The organism is Bradyrhizobium sp. CCBAU 11361 (assembly GCF_028128935.1).
In the GTDB taxonomy this organism is placed as follows: Bacteria; Pseudomonadota; Alphaproteobacteria; order Rhizobiales; family Xanthobacteraceae; genus Bradyrhizobium; species Bradyrhizobium niftali.
On record NZ_LBJZ01000167.1, the window covers coordinates 1 to 20,697 of the forward strand.

Annotated in this window: 19 protein-coding genes; 11 read left to right on the forward strand and 8 right to left on the reverse strand. The window is 63.5% G+C overall.

What is annotated here, in order from left to right; genetic code table 11:
• Window positions 1-661: 661 nt before the first annotated feature.
• Window positions 662-2,458: a flavin-containing monooxygenase gene (locus XI08_RS16980; protein WP_271575269.1), complete on the reverse strand. Its 1,797-nt coding sequence runs from the start codon at window positions 2,456-2,458 to the stop codon at window positions 662-664.
• A 312-nt stretch (window positions 2,459-2,770) separates the two neighbouring features.
• The gene (locus XI08_RS16985) at window positions 2,771-3,688 is read right to left on the reverse strand and encodes an intradiol ring-cleavage dioxygenase (RefSeq protein ID WP_271575270.1); all 918 of its coding nucleotides are present in this window, start codon (window positions 3,686-3,688) and stop codon (window positions 2,771-2,773) included.
• A gap of 162 nt (window positions 3,689-3,850) precedes the next feature.
• On the opposite strand from XI08_RS16985, the gene XI08_RS16990 reads away from it, so the two are divergent.
• Entirely contained in the window at window positions 3,851-5,125 is a 1,275-nt protein-coding gene (locus tag XI08_RS16990) for a serine hydrolase domain-containing protein (protein WP_271575271.1), read from the forward strand.
• Between the two features lie 42 nt (window positions 5,126-5,167).
• On the opposite strand, the gene XI08_RS16995 is transcribed toward XI08_RS16990, so the two are convergent.
• The 4 genes from XI08_RS16995 to XI08_RS17010 form a co-directional block, all read right to left on the reverse strand.
• Window positions 5,168-6,487, reverse strand: a complete 1,320-nt coding sequence (locus XI08_RS16995) for a TRAP transporter large permease (RefSeq protein ID WP_271575272.1) — start codon at window positions 6,485-6,487, stop codon at window positions 5,168-5,170.
• Entirely contained in the window at window positions 6,484-6,999 is a 516-nt protein-coding gene (locus XI08_RS17000) for a TRAP transporter small permease (RefSeq protein WP_135178491.1), read from the reverse strand. The genes XI08_RS16995 and XI08_RS17000 overlap by 4 nt, the downstream gene beginning before the upstream one ends.
• A gap of 82 nt (window positions 7,000-7,081) precedes the next feature.
• A complete protein-coding gene (locus XI08_RS17005) occupies window positions 7,082-8,080 on the reverse strand; it encodes a TRAP transporter substrate-binding protein (RefSeq protein WP_135178492.1) in 999 nt (332 codons plus the stop codon).
• A gap of 371 nt (window positions 8,081-8,451) precedes the next feature.
• Window positions 8,452-8,685 carry a hypothetical protein gene (locus XI08_RS17010; protein ID WP_271575273.1) on the reverse strand — a complete coding sequence of 78 codons (234 nt, stop codon included), beginning with the start codon at window positions 8,683-8,685 and terminating at the stop codon, window positions 8,452-8,454.
• Window positions 8,686-8,860: 175 nt separating this feature from the next.
• On the opposite strand from XI08_RS17010, the gene XI08_RS17015 reads away from it, so the two are divergent.
• The 7 genes from XI08_RS17015 (at window position 8,861) to XI08_RS17045 (ending at window position 15,749) form a co-directional block, all read left to right on the forward strand.
• Window positions 8,861-9,169 carry a DUF1236 domain-containing protein gene (locus XI08_RS17015; RefSeq protein WP_271575274.1) on the forward strand — a complete coding sequence of 103 codons (309 nt, stop codon included), beginning with the start codon at window positions 8,861-8,863 and terminating at the stop codon, window positions 9,167-9,169.
• Between the two features lie 347 nt (window positions 9,170-9,516).
• Window positions 9,517-10,974: a sensor histidine kinase gene (locus tag XI08_RS17020; protein ID WP_271575318.1), complete on the forward strand. Its 1,458-nt coding sequence runs from the start codon at window positions 9,517-9,519 to the stop codon at window positions 10,972-10,974.
• Between the two features lie 316 nt (window positions 10,975-11,290).
• Window positions 11,291-12,229: a helix-turn-helix transcriptional regulator gene (locus tag XI08_RS17025; RefSeq protein WP_027546536.1), complete on the forward strand. Its 939-nt coding sequence runs from the start codon at window positions 11,291-11,293 to the stop codon at window positions 12,227-12,229.
• 100 nt (window positions 12,230-12,329) lie between these two features.
• Window positions 12,330-12,620: a hypothetical protein gene (locus tag XI08_RS17030; protein WP_271575275.1), complete on the forward strand. Its 291-nt coding sequence runs from the start codon at window positions 12,330-12,332 to the stop codon at window positions 12,618-12,620.
• Between the two features lie 108 nt (window positions 12,621-12,728).
• Window positions 12,729-13,934, forward strand: a complete 1,206-nt coding sequence (locus tag XI08_RS17035; RefSeq protein WP_271575276.1) for an NAD(P)/FAD-dependent oxidoreductase — start codon at window positions 12,729-12,731, stop codon at window positions 13,932-13,934.
• A 92-nt stretch (window positions 13,935-14,026) separates the two neighbouring features.
• Window positions 14,027-14,944, forward strand: a complete 918-nt coding sequence (locus tag XI08_RS17040) for an MBL fold metallo-hydrolase (RefSeq protein WP_271575277.1) — start codon at window positions 14,027-14,029, stop codon at window positions 14,942-14,944.
• 148 nt (window positions 14,945-15,092) lie between these two features.
• Entirely contained in the window at window positions 15,093-15,749 is a 657-nt protein-coding gene (locus XI08_RS17045; protein ID WP_271575278.1) for an HAD family hydrolase, read from the forward strand.
• Window positions 15,750-15,774: 25 nt separating this feature from the next.
• Here the strand turns inward: XI08_RS17045 and XI08_RS17050 are convergent, their stop codons facing one another.
• Together XI08_RS17050 and XI08_RS17055 are read right to left on the reverse strand one after the other, a co-directional pair.
• A complete protein-coding gene (locus tag XI08_RS17050) occupies window positions 15,775-16,506 on the reverse strand; it encodes a cytochrome c biogenesis CcdA family protein (protein WP_027546541.1) in 732 nt (243 codons plus the stop codon).
• A gap of 203 nt (window positions 16,507-16,709) precedes the next feature.
• Window positions 16,710-16,976, reverse strand: a complete 267-nt coding sequence (locus XI08_RS17055) for a hypothetical protein (protein WP_271575279.1) — start codon at window positions 16,974-16,976, stop codon at window positions 16,710-16,712.
• 481 nt (window positions 16,977-17,457) lie between these two features.
• Between XI08_RS17055 and XI08_RS17060 the strand changes: the two genes are divergently transcribed.
• The 3 genes from XI08_RS17060 to XI08_RS17070 all read left to right on the forward strand — a co-directional run bounded on the left by XI08_RS17060 (window position 17,458) and on the right by XI08_RS17070 (window position 20,659).
• Complete coding sequence (locus XI08_RS17060; RefSeq protein WP_027546543.1) at window positions 17,458-18,504, forward strand: LysR family transcriptional regulator; 1,047 nt, start codon at window positions 17,458-17,460, stop codon at window positions 18,502-18,504.
• Between the two features lie 29 nt (window positions 18,505-18,533).
• A complete protein-coding gene (locus XI08_RS17065) occupies window positions 18,534-18,905 on the forward strand; it encodes a helix-turn-helix domain-containing protein (RefSeq protein WP_027546544.1) in 372 nt (123 codons plus the stop codon).
• 404 nt (window positions 18,906-19,309) lie between these two features.
• On the forward strand, window positions 19,310-20,659 hold the full coding sequence (locus tag XI08_RS17070; protein WP_271575280.1) for a L,D-transpeptidase family protein: 1,350 nt from the start codon (window positions 19,310-19,312) through the stop codon (window positions 20,657-20,659).
• The last annotated feature ends 38 nt before the right edge of the window (window positions 20,660-20,697 follow it).

The following is a 20,697-nucleotide window of genomic DNA, read 5'->3' on the forward strand; positions in this document are numbered from 1 at the left end:
TGAGACAGGGCGCGGTCCCTAGCTTCCGGACCGACGCCCATTAAAGCCGTTTTTACACGGCCAAGACCCTTAGCGGAAATTAACGTTGTGCAGTGAAGATGCCGAACATGCAACCCGAATGGCTTCGTCACCTGCCCTATTTGGTTCACACCAACAGAGAACTCGGCCTAATGCTGAGGGGCACAAAGCCCCTCGCATATTTCATGGATATCGTTGGTGATGAGCCAGACTTCTGTATTCGATATTGGCGGCTGTTCGATAGGCATGTTGCTGTAGGCCGACTGATAAGACACGAAGTGATTGAACCATGCCCTGAACTGCCGCAGCTCAAATACCGGAGGCTATTCTACGCCTTACCGGGCCACGAGTGGCGGGTTGATGCAATGCTAACGCTTCTGAGCGAGCCCGGAGCTTGGTCCGATAACCGCGAAAGGCGCTTTGGCGAGTTGCTTGGCTACGAGGGGTGGCAGAATGACTATTGGCTGACCCACCGCCGTTCGCTTGCGGACGCTTAGTCTGCTCTTGGCCCTCTTCTGGCCTGGCGGATCAAGTCAGCGATGTCGGCTCAGCGAGACAAGGCGGACATTGCGTTGGCAAGTGCGGGGACCCGGAAATAGCATGGGACTCGCAATTCGCGAGCCCCGCTGTGCACTCCGCAATTTCAGGCCTTGTGATGGACAGTCTGCAGGCCGTAGACCGGCGTCGGGATGCTCTCGTAGCGCGCCTTCAACTGCAGGGAAAGGAATTGCGAGTAATGTCGCGACTGATGCAGATTGCCGCCGTGGAACCATAGGCCTTCCTGCTGCGTCGGCTTCCACATATTGCGCTGCTCACCTTCCCACGGGCCGGGGTCCTTTGTCGTATTCGAGCCAAGGCCCCAGACCTTGCCGACTTTGCCGGCCATCTCCGTACTCACGAGATCGGCGACAAAGCCGTTCATCGAGCTGTAGCCGGTGGCATAGACGATCACGTCCGCTGGCAATTCCTTGCCGTTGTCGAGCCTGACGCTGTTGGGCGTGATTTCCTCGACCTGTCCAGAGAACAGTTTGATTTTGCCGTCAATGATAAGCTGTGAGGCGCCGACATCGATGTAATAGCCCGAGCCGCGACGCAGATATTTCATGAATAGCCCGGAATCGTCGTCACCGAAGTCGAGCTTGAATCCGGCCTTCTCCAGCCCGGCATAGAAAGCGGCGTCATCCTGACGGATCTTGTCGTAGACCGGCTTCTGAAACTGATTCAATATCCGGTATGGCAGTGAAGCGAAGATCAGATCGGCCTTTGCCGTCGTCGTTCCGCCGCGGACGGCGCGTTCGGAATAAAGATCTCCGATACTTTCCATCAGCGAATCCGAGCGCACGATGTGGGTCGTCGAGCGCTGCACCATCGTTACGTCGATGCCGGCCTCGTACAGCGCAGCGCAGATGTCATGGGCCGAATTGTTCGAGCCGATCACCACCACCTTCTTGCCTTTGTAGCCGCCGGAGCCGGGATGGCGTGAGGAATGGTGTTGCTCGCCCTTGAACGTTTCCGCGCCTTTGATTTTCGGCATGTTCGGCTTGGCCGACATGCCGGTCGCGAACACAAGCTGCCTGGGCCGCAGAGTAATCTCCTTACCATCGCGTTCGACGATGACGGTCCATTCCTTCTTGGTGTCGTCCCAACTGGCGCGTTTGGCCGTGGTGTTCGTCCAGTAGTTCAGCTCCATGACCTTGGTGTACATTTCCAGCCAATCGCCGATCTTGTCCTTGGGCGAGAACACAGGCCAGTTCTTGGGGAAATCGATGTAGGGCAAGTGGTCGTACCAGACGGGGTCGTGCAGGCAGAGCGACTTGTAGCGGTTGCGCCAGGAATCGCCGGCGCGTGCGTTCTTTTCGACGATGATCGTTGGCACACCGAGCTGGCGCAGCCGCGCCCCGAGCGCAATGCCGCCCTGTCCGCCGCCGATGACAAGCACGTAGGGCTGGGACTTGAAGCCGAGCTGTTCGACTTCCTCGTCACGCAGTTCCTTCCAGGTCTTGGCGCCGGGATTGACGCCGTGCCTGGCGCCGAGCGGTCGGCTGAAGCCGGCCTTTTCCTCGTGGGCCTTGAGTTCGGCCATGGTCGTCAAGAGCGTCCAGATCTGGCCATTCTGCAGGCGGATGAGTCCATATCCGCGCGCGACCTCGGTCTCGAACGTGATCCAAGATTCGGTCACGCCGCCGGCCTCGGTTGGCGTTTCACCCTCGGCGGTTTTCCAGTCGCGCGGCTTCACATGCGCGAGACAATGCGCGAGCATGTCGCGGACCTGATCGCGGCCTTCCATGGTCTTGATGTTCCAGGTGAAGGCAACGAGGTCGCGCCAGTAGCATTCCGGAGCGAACATTCCTACAGCGGCGTCGAGATCGCCCGCCGCAAGTGCGGCTTCAAACTTGTCGAGGAAAACCTGGACGCGCGCGCTGAGCGTGGTGTCGAGCATCACTTCCTCCCGGATGTCGATTGCAATTTTTTTCTGCGCAGGTCGCGTAACCTTATCCCAACTAGCGCGGGAATCCAGACTCGCGCGGCAGGGTTCCCGGTCGGCTTCAGCGCCTCTCAGCGCTCGCTTGCAACAACGCCGCTTGCCCACCGACGAGGGGAAGAGTTTTGCTGCGGTGCATGCGTCCGGAATTGGGCCCAACTCAGACATCGGTGACGTCCGCTGTTGCGCCGCCATCAAAAGCACAGCGGACGTCGTACGCGCCCAGACTGCCTGCCGCACGGCTTGAATTTGCGCCCCAGCAGGAAGCCATCACGCCGGCTCCGTCGCCTTCACCCCGAGCGGTTTCGGCGCCACGCCGCCGCCGGGCTTGAGGTGGAATTCGTAGGTCATCAGGTGCCACGGCCCGCTCGCCTTGGAGCCGTCGGGCATCTCAAGGTCGTTGCGCGGCTCGACCTTGGCGACGAGGTCGTCCTTGACGCCGAACACCACGTCGGAATCGAGGTATTTGTCGCCGTCCATGAAAACATGCGTGATCAGCGGCTCGTAGCCCTTGGCATTGACGAGGAAGTGCACATGCGCCGGACGCATCGGATGGCGATTGGTCTGCACGATCATCTCGCCGACGGGACCATCGGTCGGGATCGGGTAGCTGCACGGCAGGATGGTGCGGAAGAAGAAGCGGCCGTCGCTATCCGTGATGAAGCGCGCCCGCGCCGAGGCGCCGACCTCGTCATAATTCGGCTTCTGTGAATCGTAGAAGCCGTCGTCGTCGGCATGCCAGACGTCGACGGGAACGCCCGCAAGCGGCTTGCCCTTCAGGTCGGTGACGCGGCTCTGCACGAACATCCGCTCGCCGGCTTGATTGTTCGGCGAGATGTCGGTGCCGTGCGCGGTCACCTTGTGCTCGCCGACATAGAACGGGCCGAGCACCGTGGTCTGGGTGGCGCCCTCGCGATCCCTGTGGTTGACCGCGTCCACCAGCATGGAGACGCCGAGCACGTCGGAGAGCAGGATGAATTCCTGCCGGGTGTCGGTGCATTTGTGGCCGGTGCGGGTCAGGAAATCGATGGCGTATTCCCATTCCTCGAAGGTGAGCCCGGTCTTGCTCACGTAATCGTGCAGCGACTTCACCAGTTCCTGGAGCAGGAATTTTGCCCGCGGGGTCGGCGTCTGGTCGAAGCTCCGGACGACGGCTTCGGTGAGCTCGGTCTCGTTGAACTGGGTCATGGTGCGTTTGCCCTGAGTTTTCTCGTTGGCCCGGATGGGCGCCTTGGAGGCGTTCCAGAGTACAGCCTACACCAGTCGGCGGGGCCGCGTTAAGCGCAACCGGCTTGGAATGGGGCCGGCATTTCGCTATCAACTTTCCGACAAAACGCCCCGGAGGAACTGATGCTCGCCCCCACCCCCGCCTCGCCCGAATCCGTCGGCATGTCCAAGGCTGCGCTCGACCGCGTCGATGCGCATCTGAAACGCCGCTACATCGATGCCGGCCGTTTCCCGGGCACGCATCTCTTGGTCTATCGCCGCGGCAAGGTCGCCCACAGCTCGGTCCAGGGCCTTGCCGATGTCGAGCGCAAGGTGCCGGTCAAGGACGACACCATCTACCGCATCTATTCCATGACCAAGCCGCTCACCAGCGTCGCCTTCATGATGCTGGTCGAGGAAGGCCTCGTCGCGATCGACGAGCCTGTCGCCAAATACATTCCGGAATGGAAGGATCTCGGCGTGTTCGTCGCCGGCACCGCGCCGGCCTTCCTGACCCGGCCGCCGTCCCGGCCGATGCTGATCGTCGATCTGTTGCGCCACACCTCCGGGCTGACTTACGGCTTCCAGCAGCGCTCCAATGTCGATGCCGCCTATCGCACCGAGAAGGTCGGCGAGGTCGAGAAGTCCGGCACGCTCCAGACCATGATCGAGGCGCTCGCGAAAATCCCGCTGGAGTTCTCGCCGGGCGAATCCTGGAACTACTCGGTCGCGACCGACGTGCTGGGCTACCTCGTCGGCAAGATTTCCGGCATGCCGTTCGAGCAGTTCCTGAAAGCACGCATTCTCGATCCGCTCGGCATGACCGACACCGATTTCCACGTGCCGGCCTCGAAGGCCCATCGCTTTGCCGCCTGCTATTCGGCGGACCCGGGCGGCGGCATGACCTTCCATGCCGGCCAGCGCCGCGAGGGCCTGACGCTCCAGGACGATCCGGCGACGAGCTCGTTCCTGTCACCGCCCTCGTTCATCTCGGGCGGCGGCGGCCTGTGCTCGACGGTTGCGGACTATCTCACCTTCTGCCGGGCGCTGCTCAACGGCGGCGAGCTCGGCGGCGTCAGGCTGATCGGGCCGAAGACGTTGGCATTGATGACGACCAACCATATTCCGGGCGGTCGCTTCCTCCCCGAGGTATCGCGCTCGCTGTTCTCCGAGGCGACCTACAACGGCATCGGATTCGGCCTCGGCTTTGCCGTGACGATGCGCCCGGCCGAAACGCTGATCGCCGGCAGCCCCGGCGAATACAATTGGGGCGGCGCGGCCACGACCTCGTTCTGGATCGACCCGGCCGAGGAGCTGATCGCCATCTTCATGACGCAGGTGCTGCCCTCGAGCGCCTACCCGCTCCGGCGCGAGCTGCGCAGCATGGTGTACGCCGCGATCACCGAGAGCAATCTGTAAGACAAACGAAATGATCCCGCGGCTCCGAGGCCGCGGGATCATTCACTTCAGCATCTCCGGCACGATCAGGCGCGGCAGGAACAGCGACACCTCCGGCCACACGATGAGGGCCGCCAGCACGACCAGCATCGGCACCAGCATGATCGCGGTGTCCTTTAGCGCATAGCGCAGCCGCACGCCCGCAACCGCGCAGGCGATCATCAGGCACAATCCGTAAGGCGGCGTCACCAGCCCGAACGCCAGCGACACGATCGAGACGATCGCGAACTGGACGGGGTGCAGATCGACGGACTTGGCCAACGGCTCCAGCACGGTGCCCACGATCACGATCGCCGGAATGGCGTCGAGAAAGCAGCCGACGACCAGGAAGCAGAATGCAATGAAGAAGCCGGCTGCAATCGGTCCCATGCCCCAGGTCGAGACGTTGGCCAAAAGCTCCTGCGGAATCTTGTAGTAGGCCAGCAACCAGCCGAACGCGCTCGCGGTGCCGACGCAGAACAACGCAACGCCGGCAAGGCGTCCCGTATCAAGCAGGGCCCCATACAGTTCGCGCCAACCGGTCTCGCGATAGAAGAACGCCGACAACGCCACGGAATAGAGCACCGCAACGCAGGCGGATTCGGTCGCGGTGAACCATCCGAGCAGGATGCCGCCGACGATGATGAACGGCGTCATCAGCGCCGGTATCGACCGCCAGATCGCGCAGCGCATGTCCCGCCAGCTATCCTTCGGATAGGTCGGATAGCCCCGGCGCACGGCGTAGACGTGCACGGTCGCCATCTGGGCGCCGGCAATCAGGAGGCCTGGGACGATGCCGGCCAGGTACATCGCGGCGATCGACGTCGAGATCAGCCCGCCCCACACGATCATCAGGATCGAGGGCGGGATGATGACTGCCAGCACCGCCGATACAGCCGTGATCGCGATGGAGAACGAGAGGTCGTAGCCCTCCTTGGTCTGGGCATCGATGAAGATCTTCGACTGGCTCGCCGCATCGGCAGTCGAGGAGCCGGAGATGCCGGCGAAGAACACCGAGAGCACGACGTTGATCTGCGCCAGCGATCCCGGCCAGTGTCCGACCATCGATCGCGACAGCGCGACCAGCCGGTCGGTGATGCCGCCGATACTCATCAGATTGGCGGTGAGCAGGAAGAACGGCACCGCCAGCAGGATGAACGAATTGTAGGCGTTGAAGGTTTCCTGCGCGAGCGTCATCAGCGACAGATGCGGCTCGATCAGCAGGATCGGCACGCAGGCAAGGCCAAGCGCGAAGGCGACCGGCACGCGAATGACGAGCAGGCCGATGAAAACCCCGAACAGAACCGCCGCGGCCTGTCCGGCAGAAAGAACATTCCCCGTCATTGCTTCGCCCCAACCAGAATCCGCATTTCATCAAGTATCTGCTCGCCCGCAAACACGATCCACGTCACGCCGGCCACCGGCCAGGCGACGTGGATCAGCCAGAGCGGCAGATCAGCCAACTCCGACGTCCTGTTCCAGGCGAACCGTGTGAATTCGAGACCGGCCCACACAAACACAAATGCAAGCGCCAGCACGCCGAGACGGGCGAGGATTCGCACCAGAGCCTCCGATCGCCGCGACAGATCGGGCCAGACGTCGACTTCGAAATGCTGCGACTCCCGGATGCCGACCATGGCGCCGATCATGATCGTCCAGACGAACAGGAAGCGCGCCATCTCCTCCGTCCAGATGTAGGAGGGAATGAGCGGGGTGTAGCGCGATATGATCTGCAGCGTCACCGGGATGACGAGAATGCCGACACAGGCCGCGAGCAGGATTTCGAGCAATTTCGCATAGGCCGCCGTCGCTCGGCGCCATAGCGACGGGGTCGCCGCAACAGGTATTTCGGTCATTGGGAGCTCCGCGGTGGCAATCATCACCAAAGGGGCAAGCCGCAAGGCTTGCCCCGATATTCCGTCGGTCGACATGGAGCGGTCAGGCGACGTTGATCTTCTCGAAAATGCCTTCCGCGCCGATTTCCTTGGCGTAGGTGGCCATCACGGGGTCGGCGAGTTTCTTCATGGCGTCCCGCTCCTCGAAGGGAACGCGCTTGAGCTTGCCGGCCTTCTCGAGCGTGTCGAGCTTGACCACCTCTTCGCTCGACTCGAGCTGACGGCCGTAGTCGCCGGCCTCCTTGCCGGCCTTCATGATCGCGTCCTGCAGATCCTTCGGCAACGTCTTCAGCGTCTTCACCGAGAAGCAGATCGGCCGGATCGACACGGCGTGCTGGGTCAAGTTGAGATGCGGCGCCACCTCGTAGAACTTCATCGCCTCGACGCCGGCGGCCTCGTTTTCGCCGGCCGAGATCACGCCGTTCTGGATCGCGTTGTAGATTTCGTTATAGGCGATCACCGTCGGGCTCATGCCGACGGCCGCAAAGGTCTTCGACCAGATCGGCGCGCCCTGCACGCGAACCTTGAGGCCCTTGAGATCGGCGAGATTCCTGAGCGGCTTGTTGGCGAAGATGTTGCGGATGCCGCCGCCGGAATAACCGATCAGAACGACCTCGGCTTTCGCCGCGACCTCGTCGGCGATCGGCGCCAGGATATTGGCTTCGACGACCTTGTTCATGTGCTCGATGCCCTTGAACACGAAGGGCGCGTCGATGAACGGAGCCGCCTTGGCGAAGGTCGACATGTGAGCCGGCGAGACGATGCCGTAATCGACCGCTTTGCCCTGCGACATGTACTCGAAATACTGCTTCTCGAGGCCGAGCGAGGAGTTCCTGTGCAGGGTGAAGTTGACGGGCTTGCCGTAGTACTTCTTGACCAGCTCTTCGAACCGGATCAGTGCCCGGTTGAAGGCGTGGTCGTCGTTGAACTGGACTGCGCCGTTCAGCGTGATCGGCGCTTGCGCCTTGAGGATCGACGGCATGCCAATCGTAGCCGCCGCAGTGGTCGCACCGATACCAGCGAGAAATGATCTTCGCTTCATCGTCTCCCTCCCTTGTTGCTCCGCCCCTGTAACCGGAGCGTGAGCGCGGCCGGCATACGGCCAGCGTTCGGGGAGGGTATGAAAAACGACGGCGGGACGGAAGCCAATTCGGATGAGCTGGAGGTACTCTTCGTCGCAGGGCCACTCCTGCGCGACCTGTTGCACTGCAACTCGCGCACGCGGCAGGTCGCATGGACGGCCCCCAATCCCCCAGGAGACGGAAGACTTGCGGACCCCGTGCGCTGCACGCAGAGATCCGCACGCCTTCCGCCGCAGACCTAGTGCATGTGACCAATCAAATAAATGCCGCCACCGATCACCAACACAGCCGGCACGGCCCACAAAATAAGGACTGGCATTTGTCGTCCTCCTCAGTTTGACGTGCAGACCTTGACGGTCTTCATCCCGCTCTCGGCTTCGGTGCGCGACTTGTAGACCATGCCCGACGGGCTGACGACGGTCACGGACGTGTCCATCGGCTTCTTGTCGACGATTGTGCACTTCTTCGTCTTGACGTCCTGGACGACATAGAACTCGTCGGCCGCGAACGCCGGCAGGGACAATGCAGCAAGCATCAGTGCTGCAGATGCGATCTTCAGCCTCATTTTATCCTCCTCCAATCGCCGGACGTTTCCAGCCCGGCAGGTTCACCAACGGGAAGAAACGGCAATTCGTTCCTAAGCAGGAGGAACGCCGTCCACAGTGAGGTGTTGACGCCGCACTTATTCCAGCGAGGAGGACAAGACGAAGAAGCTGTTTCTGCTTTCCGCCGCGGCGGTGATGATCTCGACTGGCGCGTTCGCGCAGTCCACCGTGGTGACGACCACCGGAACCGGGCACGCGGCCGTCGTTCAGATCGAGCCGGAGTACCGAACCAGGATCAAATCCTACGTCACCGAACATCGCGTTCGTCCGGTGACGACGAAAGAGAAGATCATCGTCGGCGCGACGGTGCCGAGCGACATCGAGCTCGAGGCAGTTCCTGCCGACTGGGGGCCCTCGCTCACCAAGTACCGCTACGTCTATTCCGGCGAGCGCGTGATGTTGGTGGATCCGGGCTCCCGAACGGTCGTTCAAGAAATCGACTGACAGGACGTGATGGAGGGGGGCCGCCTCAAGGACGGCCACCCGCCCGGAGTTGACGATGAAATCGCATCGAGAGGCCCGGATCGCCGGTGTCAGCCTGGCGGCCATCTACGCCATATGCCTGTTGCTGGCCGCAATCGGCATGACTTGAAGCGCGGACACCCGCGACCGCGTTACAACGATTCCCTTCTCTGGTCTGCTCGCTGAAGGCAAAAAACATGGCGCAGCGCAAGTCCTGACCGTATGGTCTGACAAAATCATAAACCGGCGCCGTCGCGCTGGAATCGGGACGTCCGCGTTTGTCAAAGTTCACCCTGCCGGTCCGGCTCGCCCTCCTGGTCACGGGAACGATGTTGCCGCTGATCGTCTTCGCCGTTGGCATCGCCGTCTACAACTACAAGCAGGACCGCAGCGACGCGACCCGCCGCGTGCTGGAGAACGTGCGCAGCATGCGCCTGGTGCTGGATTCCGAGGTGCAGCGGATGACCGGCGGCTTGCAGGTGCTCGCGCTGACGAACTCGCTGCGCAACGACGACTTCCCGAACTTTCGCCGCATCGCGCTCGGCTTCCTCGAGCAGTATGGCAAGGGCGGCCTGGTGCTGATCTCCGACCGCAAGGGCCGGCTGCTGTTCTCCTCGACGACGGAGGACACCGCGAACCTGCCGCCGCGCGGCAATCTGGAGATCGTCGAGAAGGTGTTTGCGACCCGGGCGCCGCAATATTCCGACCTGTTCACCGGCCCGCTCAATGGGCGACAGGTTCTCACCGTCGAGGTGCCGGTGCTTCGCAACGGCGAGGTGATCTACGACCTCTGCTTCAGCCCGCCGGTCAGCATCTTTCAGGATCTGGTGGAGAAGCAGCGCCCGGACCGGCAATGGACGGTATCCCTGCTCGATGCCAAGGGCATCGTGTTCGCGCGCGCGCCGAACCCCAGCGAGACATTCGGCAAGCGCGCTTCGCCGTCGCTTTACACCGAGATGTTCCGCAGCAACGAGGCGGCGCTTCCGACCGTGTCGCTCGACGGCGTCGCGCTCGCCGCCGCCTACACCCGTTCCGGGCTGACCGGCTGGACCGTGGCTGCCGGCGTCGCCGAGAGTTCGTTGATCGCCCCGCTCTGGCGCAACATCGCCATCACCAGCCTGATCGGCGGCATCCTGCTGCTGACCGGCCTCACCTTTGCGGTCCGCATGGCGACGACGATCGCGCGCGGCGAGATGCTGCACGATCTGCTGATCGAGGAGCTCAACCACCGCGTCAAGAACACGCTGGCCTTGATGCAGGCGATCGCGGTGCAGACCTTCCGCAGCGCGAGCCGCGAGGAGCGGGCCAAGTTCGAGGGCCGCCTCGGCGCGCTCGCCGAGGCGCACAATCTGCTCAGCCAGGAGAAATGGGCCGGCTCGGAACTAAGGGATGTGATCGCGCGCGCGGTCCAGCCGTTCCTGCCCAACGCGCCCGAGCGCATCCGGATGAACGGTCCCGCGGTGCCGCTGTCGCCGCGGCTTGCCGTGGTGCTGTCGATGATCGTGCACGAGATCGCCACCAATGCCGCGAAATACGGCGCGCTGTCCAACGAGACCGGCCGGGTGACGCTGGAGTGGGAGGTCATCGCCGACACACCGAAGCCGCGGCTGCGGCTGATCTGGACCGAGATCGGCGGACCGCCGGTGACGGAGCCGGTGCGGCGTGGCTTCGGCTCGCGCCTGATCGAGCGCAGCGCCCGCGACCAGCTCGGCGGCGAGGCAACCGTCGATTTCCTGCCGCGCGGCGTGGTCTGCACGGTGACCTGCACGCTGGACGAGGCGCGGTGAATCCAACCGGATGATCATCACCCATGCCGGACTTGCTCGTTAGAGCGATAGCCATGTGACAGCCTGCCGCATTTTTTGGCATAAAGCGTCTTTCACAAGATTTCCGTTCAAGACCTCGACAACCCGGCGCCGTCCGTCGTGCGTTTCCGAAAACGCGCGCCTACCCGGAGCAGGATCGGACAAAGCATGGCCGCTTCAGGAAAGACGCCATGCCCTCGCGCACATAGAACACGCGCCGACCCGTACAAATACGGGCCCTGATTTGAAGCCAGAGGCAATCAGGAGAACCCACACAATGACCGGGAACACTGCACTCATGCGCAATCCCTCGCACAGGAGCCCGCCACCCGTACCTGCCGAACAGCCCGACGATGGCGCGGCGCACGAGCGGCGCGCCGCGGATGCGGAGATGGCGCGGGTGCTCAGGACCGAACCGACACGCATGGCATTGGACTCATCCGGCGCCGGCATCGCCCACTGGAAACATGATCCATTGCACGACGTCGTGGAGCCCATGAGCCACCATGTGATCATGGCGTACAACGGCGTAATGCAGCGCATGGAGCGCCGGTCAGGAAAGTCGGTTGCGATCGGCACGTTTCGTCCCGGAGTCGTGATCATCATTCCGGAAGGATCGAGCTCCCGATGGGATATTCCGAAGCCTGTCGATGTGGTCCAGCTGTATCTTCCGAATGCAACGCTGAAGCGCGTTGCCGACGAAGCCGGGACCACCAAACAGGCCGACCTGCTGGAGCGGACGGCGCATCCCGATCCCATTACGTCCAGACTGCTCTTGAGCGCAGCGGAAGCGCTGGGGGGCAACGGAGCCCTGGATACGTTGTTCCGTCATCAGCTGACAGATCTTCTGGCCACCCGCCTGCTGGTCGCCCACACGGGTTCGCCAACCACGCTCCAACCGACCATGGGTGGGCTGTCGCCGAAGGTCCTGCTCCGTGCGATCGAACGGTTGCGCTCGGACAGCGATGCGGACGTCTCGCTCGATGCGCTGGCTTCCGATGCCGGCCTCTCGCGCTTTCACTTCTGCCGTGCCTTCAAGGAAAGCACCGGGCTCTCGCCGCATGCCTGGCTGCGCCAGCACCGGCTCGAGCAGGCCATGAACATGCTGCGAGACAGCGACGAATCGGTGGTCTCGATCGCCGCGGCGCTCGGCTATTCCTCGCAGACCGCCTTCGCCGCGGCGTTCAAGAAGCTGATGGGAGAAACGCCGAGCGATTGGCGCCGGCGCATGCGTTAGCAGCAATCTCTCGACAGGGACGGCAATCGCTCTGGGGCAGTCGGATATCTGGTTCGCTAAACATCTCAGCATCGCACCACGACGCGGACGGAGACCAACGATGGACTGGAAACACCTTGCAATCGCACCGCGACGGAAAGCCATCGCGACGGCGCTGATGTACGGACTCTCACTGAGCGTGCGTTTCACCTCGCCAACAGCCGAAGAAGCGCCGGTACATGCTGCCCAAAGCGCCAGTCCCGCGACGTCGATCCTGATCAATCAGACCTGGCTGAGGAAGCCCATGGTGCCCGTGGCTCTGCGCGGCTGGCCATCGGGCTCGAGAAGCTGCCAGGCGGCATGTGAAGGCCCCGCGCTGCTGTCCTCACTGCCGAACTGCGCCGCGCCGTAACGGTCCCGCGGCCCTCCGCTTCACCTCTTCGCGCACCAGGCCCTGCCGAACCAGGCGGCGGCGAAGGCGCGCGCGCCCCGAGCGAACCAAACCCAGGAGTTAAACCACATGCGACTGCTCATCATTGGCGCCGGCTTCGCCGGCATGTACGCCACCCTCTCCTCAGCCCGCCTGCGCGACATCCACGGCGCTTCGCCTGACGATCTCGAAATCGCCCTGATCGCACCGGAGCCGACGCTGGTGGTTCGCCCGCGGCTCTACGAGCCGAAGCCGGAAACCCTGACGGCACCGCTGCTCGATGTCCTCAAGGCGATCGACGTCGACTACATCCAGGGTACCGCCGAGACGATCGACACCAAGGCGCAGATGGTGCAGATCACGACTCCAAAGGGCCCGCGAAAGACTCTGTCCTACGACCGTCTCGTGGTGGCCACCGGCAGCCGCCTCTTCCGCCCGAACATTCCGGGCCTTGCCGAGCACGGCTTCAGCGTCGACTCGCTCGATGATGCCATCGCGCTCGACAGGCATCTGCACGGTCTCGCCGACCGGCCGGCCGTGAACGGACGCGACACGGTCGTCGTCGCCGGCGGCGGCTTCACCGGCATCGAGGCGGCAACCGAGCTGCCCGCGCGCCTGCGCGACATCTTCGGCAAGGATTCCAGGGCGCGCGTGATCATCGTCGAGCGCAACGGCGCGATCGCGCCCGACATGGGCGAAGGCGCCCGCCCGCTCATCGAGGACGCGCTGCGCAAGCTCGGCGTGGAGACCCGGCTCGGGGCCGGCGTCGCCTCGCTCGACAAAGCCGGCGTGACGCTGTCGACCGGCGAACACATCGAAACCGGGACGGTGGTCTGGGCGGCCGGCATCCGCGCCGCGCCATTGACCGCACAGATTCCCGCCGAGCGCGACAATTTCGGCCGGCTGCTGGTGGATCGCGATCTGCGCGTGCCTGCCGTCGCCGGCGTCTTCGCCACCGGTGATGCTGCGCGGGCCGCATGCGACGACGAAGGCAATTACGCGCTGATGTCGTGCCAGCACGCCACGCGGATGGGCGCCTTTGCCGGCAACAATGCCGCCGCCGAACTGCTGGGCGTTCCGACCAGGCCGTATCACCAGAAGGCTTACGTCACCTGCCTCGACCTCGGCGAAGCCGGCGCGCTGTTCACGCGCGGCTGGGAGCGCAAGGTCGAGATGGTCGGCGACGTCGCCAAGAAGACCAAGCAGGAGATCAATACCGTCTGGATCTACCCGCCCTGCGCCGAGCGCGCTGCGGCGCTCGCGTCGGCCGATCCGGAACGCGTGACCGACCTCTAGACGCACGAGGCGATGACGGCCGCGTTCTCCTGGCTACGCGGCACGCTCAACCAAGACCAGCCAGGAGCCTTATCAGGAAACAGGAGATCAACATGAACCTGCACAACACCTCATACCCCGTGTCATCGGGCCCCGAAGAACTCGTTCCGTCGCGCTACGCCCTGAAGGTCGGCGAGATCGACGTGCTGGTGGTCAGCGACGGCGTGCTGCCGCTGCCAACCACCATGCTGGCCCACAATGCCGCCCCGGCCGAACGTGAGGCCTGGCTGCACGACATGTTCCTGCCACAGGATGCTTTCGACTGGGCGCTGAACGCGGTCATGGTCCGCAGCGGCGGCAAGACCATCCTCATCGACGCTGGACTGGGGTCCGACCCGAACTTGAACCTGCCGCGGGCCGGACAGCTGATCAAGCGACTGGAGGCCGCCGGCATCGATCTGGCGTCCGTGACCGACCTGGTGCTGACCCATCTGCACATGGACCACATTGGCGGGCTGCTCATCGACGGCGTGAAGCAGCGACTGCGCAAGGATCTGCGCATCCACGTGGCGGCCGCTGAGGTCAAGTTCTGGGAGGCGCCCGATTTCTCGCACACCAACATGCCACAGGGCTTCCCGGACGCGCTCCGCGCGACCGCCAAGCGGTTCGTGAGCGAGTACGGCAGCCAGTTGCGGCAGTTCGATGAGACGCACGAGATTGCGCCCGGCGTCATCGCCCGTCGCACCGGCGGTCACACGCCTGGACACAGCGTGGTCCGCATAGCGTCCGGCGGCGACGCGTTGACCTTCGCCGGCGACGCCGTGTTCGCCGTCGGGTTCGAGCAACCCGAATGGTACAACGGCTTCGAGCACGATCCCGAGGAGGCGGCGCGCGTTCGTATCCGCCTCCTGCGACAGCTTGCCGAAACCGGCGAGATGCTGGTCGCCACTCATCTGCCGTTCCCGTCGGTCGGCCGCGTGGCGGTCGACGGCGATGCCTTCCGTTGGGTGCCGGTGTTCTGGGACTACTGACGGCTTATTGAGTTAGGCCGAACCGGGGCGCGTGCTCATGCTGTTGATGAGCGCGCGCCCTGATTCAATCAGCCCGGTATGGCCTCCGTCCACCGACCCGGATATAGCGAGAAGCTCCAATGAACCATGTGCCTGGAGCATCGCAAGGATGACCTGTGCAAGTCCCGAACTCATCATCTTCGATTCGGACGGCGTCCTGGTCGATAGTGAGATCATTGCGCTGACCGTCCTGGTCCGGACAGCATCCGAGGAAGGCGTAGCGATCAGCCTGGAAGACGCGATTCGTTCGTTCCGAGGGTTGAAGATGACGGAATGCGTGCGCGAAATAGAGCGCCGGTTAGGCCGCAGCGTCCGAGACACTTTCGTCGCCGACGTTCGGCGAGCAACCGCGCTGGCTTTTGATGCCGAACTGAAGCCTGTCGAAGGAATCCATGCAGCGTTGGCTGAAATCGCCGTTCCGGTTTGCGTGGCATCCAACGGACCTATGTCGAAACTCACGCATGCGCTCGGATTGACCAAACTGCTGGGGCACTTCGAGGGACGCATCTTCAGTGCGTATGAGGTTGGTTCGTGGAAGCCGGACCCCGGCCTGTTTCTGCACGCTGCGCAAACATTGGGCGCCCACCCCTCACGTTGCGTCGTTGTCGAGGACTCGTTGTCCGGGATTCACGCAGCAAAGGCCGCAGGAATGAGGGTCCTCGGCTTTACCGGAGGCGATCCGGAAATCGAGCGAGAGTTAGCAGCCGTCTGCGGCGACCTCTTTGATCGAATGAGCCACCTTCCGGCGTTGCTGCGCATGGAATGATTGCGGCACTCCCATTCCACACGACCTACCCGATCGTCTGCAACGCCGGAAACGTCTCGAGCAGCCAGATGCTGACATTCGAGACCGCGCCGGTGAGAAAGCCGATGCCGGTGATCACCATCAACACGCCCATGGCGCGCTCGACATTGACGAGTTGGCCCTTCATGCGCGCGAACAGCGCGGAGAACTGCTCGATCATCAGGGCAGCGATCAGGAAGGGAATGCCGAGGCCCGCGGAATAGACCGCGAGCAGCCCTGCGCCCTTGGTCACCGTGGCTTCGGCTGCCGCGATCGAGAGGATCGCAGCGAGGATCGGGCCGATGCAGGGCGTCCAGCCGAAGGCGAAGGCGAGGCCCATGATGTAGGCGCCCCACAGGCCGACCGGCTTCGGGATCGGCAACCGGCCCTCGCGCATCAAGAGGCCGATGCGCGTCAGGCCGAGGAAGTGCAGGCCCATGACGATGATGACGAGGCCGGCGAGGATCGACAGCTCCGCCGACCAGGCCCGGATCAGCCCGCCGATCAGCGAGGCGCTGGCGCCGAGCGCCACGAACACGGTGGAGAAGCCGAGCACGAACAGAAGCGCCGACATCATGATCGCGCGCTTGGAGGCCGATGCCGGCTCGTCGCTCTCGACATGCTCGATCGTCGCGCCCGTGAGATAGATCAGGTAGGGCGGGACCAGCGGCAGGACGCAAGGGGAGAGGAAGCTGACGAGGCCGGCAATCAGGGCCGCCGGGATCGAAACATTTTGCATGATGCAGTCGGAGCCATCTCAGGCGCCGGCGCGGCGCGCGGGAAATGCGCGCGGCCCGGGGCACCGGCTCTGGTGTAGCCGATGCCGGAAAATGCGCAACAGAGGCGCACAAAACCAGGGCTCCTCCCGATGCCGTCCGCATTCACAGATGCGGCATCGGGACGCGCACAAATCTCGCCAAAAAGCGAGACTCGGCGGCGCGGCTACTTCACCACGCGGAGCAGCGGACGCCGGGGCTGGTCCTGCGTCTGCTTGGAGGGGGGGTGCGGTTCGCTGGCAGCGCTCCGCAGCATTTCGTCGCACAATGCCTTGAGATCGGCACTGTCGATTCCTTTGAGTTTCATCCGCACGTCCAGGATGACGATGGACAGCAGCTCGGCCGACTCACGGCTATTGCAGGCGTTGAGCACCCTGCGGCACTCCTCGAGCGTTTCCAGCACCGACTGCAACTGTTCGTCTGAATGCGACACCGGCGTTCTTTCCGTTAATTCGGCCTGTGAGACGTGTTTGTGACGACCCCTTTGGCCCCCATGGAGAACCAAGGATAGCACGAGGCCGTTGCGCCTCTGAACATGATTTCAGTGTGTTTCTGCGTTGAAACTGCGGTTCCGGCGAACATCGCCCCGCTACGCCATTGGTCATTGTCGAAATAACGAAGGGTAGAACGCACGATGCGCTGTGACTGATCCGTCCCCGAGGGCGGCAGCGCCGCTCTCGCAAGGAGATCCATTGCGGACAGCGCCGACAATCCTGCAGCCATTTCGCGGCTCGCAACGGAACTCACGCGACACCCCTCACCCGGGCGAAATGTTGCCCGATTCCCAGATCTTGGCCGCACTCGGATACCACCCACGGGTAGTAAGGATGACGTTCAAAACTCGTCACCCCGCAACCCGCCGTGGTTGTGGTTTGCGCCAGATTCTGCCACTTTAACGACCTGAAGGGAATTGTATGCACTCCTTGGCGGAAAGGGGCGTTCCATTGGAAGAACGCCCAAAGACAAATCTCAGCGGCCTCTCGGATTGGGATGCCGCCCGCATTTTCCTTGAAGTCGTCCGGTGTGGAAGTTTTCGCTCGGCGGCCGAACGCCTGTCGCTGTCGATCAACGCCGTCCGCCGGCGGATCGACGATTTCGAGCGCCAGACCGGCACCACCCTTTTCACCCGCGACGTCCACGGCACCCACCTGACTGACGAGGGCACGGTGGTGGTCGCCGCCGTCGAACGAATGGAGGCGGCTGCGTTCGACGTGCTGCGCACCAGCGATTCGACGGCCAACGTCCTGTCCGGCGAGGTCCGCGTCGCCGTGACCGAGGGCCTCGGGACGTTCTGGCTCGCCCCGCGCCTGGTCGAATTCCAGCAGGCCTATCCGAAGATTCTGGTCGACCTGCACTGCGCGATGCGTTCCGCAGACGTCTCCCGCCACGAGGCTGACGTCGCGATTCACCTGTCGCGTCCCTCCGCGCTCGACGTCAAGCTGGTGCGGCTCGGCCGCATGCATCTGATGTTCTGGGCCTCCGAGAAATACATCGAAAAACATGGCGCACCGCGCTCGGCAATGGAATTGATCAAGCACCGCCTGGTGCTGCAATTCGCCGACCAGCTCGCCGCCAAGGAAACTTTCGAGAGCTTCTTCCCGGGCGTTTCGGAACGTGACCTTCTGGTCATGAAGACCAACGTCTCAAGCGCCAACTACTGGGCTGTCGCGAATGGCGCCGGAATCGGAGTATTCCCGAGCTACGCCGTTGCGCTTGGCGGGAAGTTGATTCCACTGGAGGTCGAGCTGAACAGACCGCTGGATATCTGGTTGTCCTACCATCCCGGTAGCGGCCGGATTCCGCGCGTACGGCACATGATTGACTGGCTGATCGAAGCCTTCAATCCGGCTCGCTTCCCGTGGTTTAAGGAAGAGTTCGTGCACCCGCATGAATTCAAGGACTCGTATATGGGCGAACCCCTGACCCAGCTCTTCGGGGGATTTTCAACCGAAGAACGGTGAGAACGAACATGAAAACAGCGGCGAAAAGAATGAAGCAGCGCAGTGCCGGCAAGCCGGACATCGAGCTTGGCAAGCGGATCCGTCTGCGCCGCGTCGAGATGAAGATCTCGCAGGCCGAGCTGGGCGAGAAGCTCGGCGTCAGCTTCCAGCAGGTTCAGAAGTACGAGAAGGGCGTCAATCGCGTCGGCGCGGCTCGGCTTCAGCAGATCGCCTCCGCCCTCGACGTGCCCGTGACCTTCTTCTACGACGGCGACAACAAGGCGCGCGAAGTCGAGAGCCTGCTCTTCCTCGATTCGGCTTTCAGCCTCCGCCTGCTGCGCGCCTACAGCAAGATCAAGGACCAGACGGTGCAGCGTCAGCTCGTTTCGCTGATGGAATCGATCGCGGCCAACGAAGCCTGATCTATCGACGGTCTGGCCCTTACGGCCGACGTTCAATCCACCGCGTCACGGGGCGCGGCCGGATTGAACGAGACCTGCCGGATCGGATCTCCTTGATCAGACTTGGCCTGCGCGCCGTGCGCGCGGCCTTCGTTTCTCGGGGCGGCCTGACCGCCCCTTTTTCTTGGGCTCTTTCCCTGCCCCAACCCGCGGTTTTTGCGAACCCATCCCCACCCTGCCGCGACCCAATCGGGAGGCTCCGCATTGGACGCGCGGGGTTTTCGACTGCCGTGCTTAATGGGACCTCAACATGGAGGCCCTAGCTTCCCGCCGATTTTGCCAATCGGCGCCCGCGGCACTGCGACCGGGAAATTGCCAATGCGAGCGCCCGTCCGGGCCTCGTCCTCAGGGGAAGAACAAGACAGATGTCGACGCGCCATGCCGTGATCATTGCCATGGGCCTCTTCGCCAGCGCTTCCGCGCTCGCGCAGACCGAGACCACGGGCCAGGCCGGCCCCAAGCCGGCAACATCGGGCGGCACCGTGCCGGCCGCCGCCAATCCGGCCCATGCGGCCGCGCCGAAAACCGCCGCGTCGACGTCGGCCTCAACGCCGGAAAGCCGCTCGGCCGCGGCGCTCGCGATGACGCACGAGCCGACCTATGACGAGGGCTCCGCCCAGCGCATCAGGGACGCGGCGCTCAGCTATTCCGATGTCGCGGTGCGCGGCGGCTGGCCGACGATCCCAACGGACGCCAAATTCGCACTCGGCGTCCAGGGTGCCAGCGACGAGCTGCTGCGCAAGCGGCTGATCATCTCCGGCGACCTTTCCGCCGACAAGGCGAGCGGCGCCTTCGACCAGGATCTCGCGGACGCGGTGAAGCGTTTCCAGGCCCGCCACGGGCTGGCGCCGACCGGCATGGTGACGCCGCGCACGCTCGCGGCGATGAACGTCTCCGTGCAGAAGCGCATCCGGCAGCTGGAGGCTTCGCTCCAGCGGCTCGAGAACATGAATTTCGGCTTCGGCCAGCGCTATGTCGTGGTCAACATCCCCGCGGCCTTCGCCGAAGCGGTCGAGAACGACGTCGTGGTGCGGCGCTATCGCGTCATCGTGGGCAAGACCGAAAAACCCTCGCCGACACTGACGGCCCAGATCACCAGCGTCGTCCTCAATCCGACCTGGACGGTGCCGTCCTCGATCGCCAAGACCGAAATCTCGGCGCATATGCGCAAGGACCCGACCTACCTGTCGCGCATGCACATGGAGGTGCTCGACGCCCACGACAATCCGATCGATCCGCATTCGGTCGACTGGTCGGGCACGCACACGCCGAACTTCACCGTGCGCCAGCACAACGGCACCTTCAACGCGCTCGGCGCGGTGAAGATCGACATGCCGAACGCCTATTCGGTCTACATGCACGACACCAACCAGCGCAATCTGTTCAGCGACGACTACCGTTTCGATTCCCACGGCTGCTCGCGCGTCGACAATGTGCGCGATCTCGCCGCCTGGCTGCTCAAGGACCAGCCGAAGTGGAGCCGCGCCGCGATCGACGCGGAGATCGCCAGCGGTCAGCACCTCGACGTCGCCATGGCCAGCAAGGTGCCGGTGGCCTGGATCTATCTCACGGGGTGGATGACCAAGGACCAGACCGTCCAGTTCCGCAACGACGTCTATAATCAGGACGAGCAGTTGCTGGAGGCGACCGCGGAAGAGGCGGCGTTCTTCAGCAATGCCGGCAGCCATCCGCTGACCGCGCACATGACGCGCTAGGACTGGCGCAGTAGCCGCGCCATGCAATCGCGGCACAG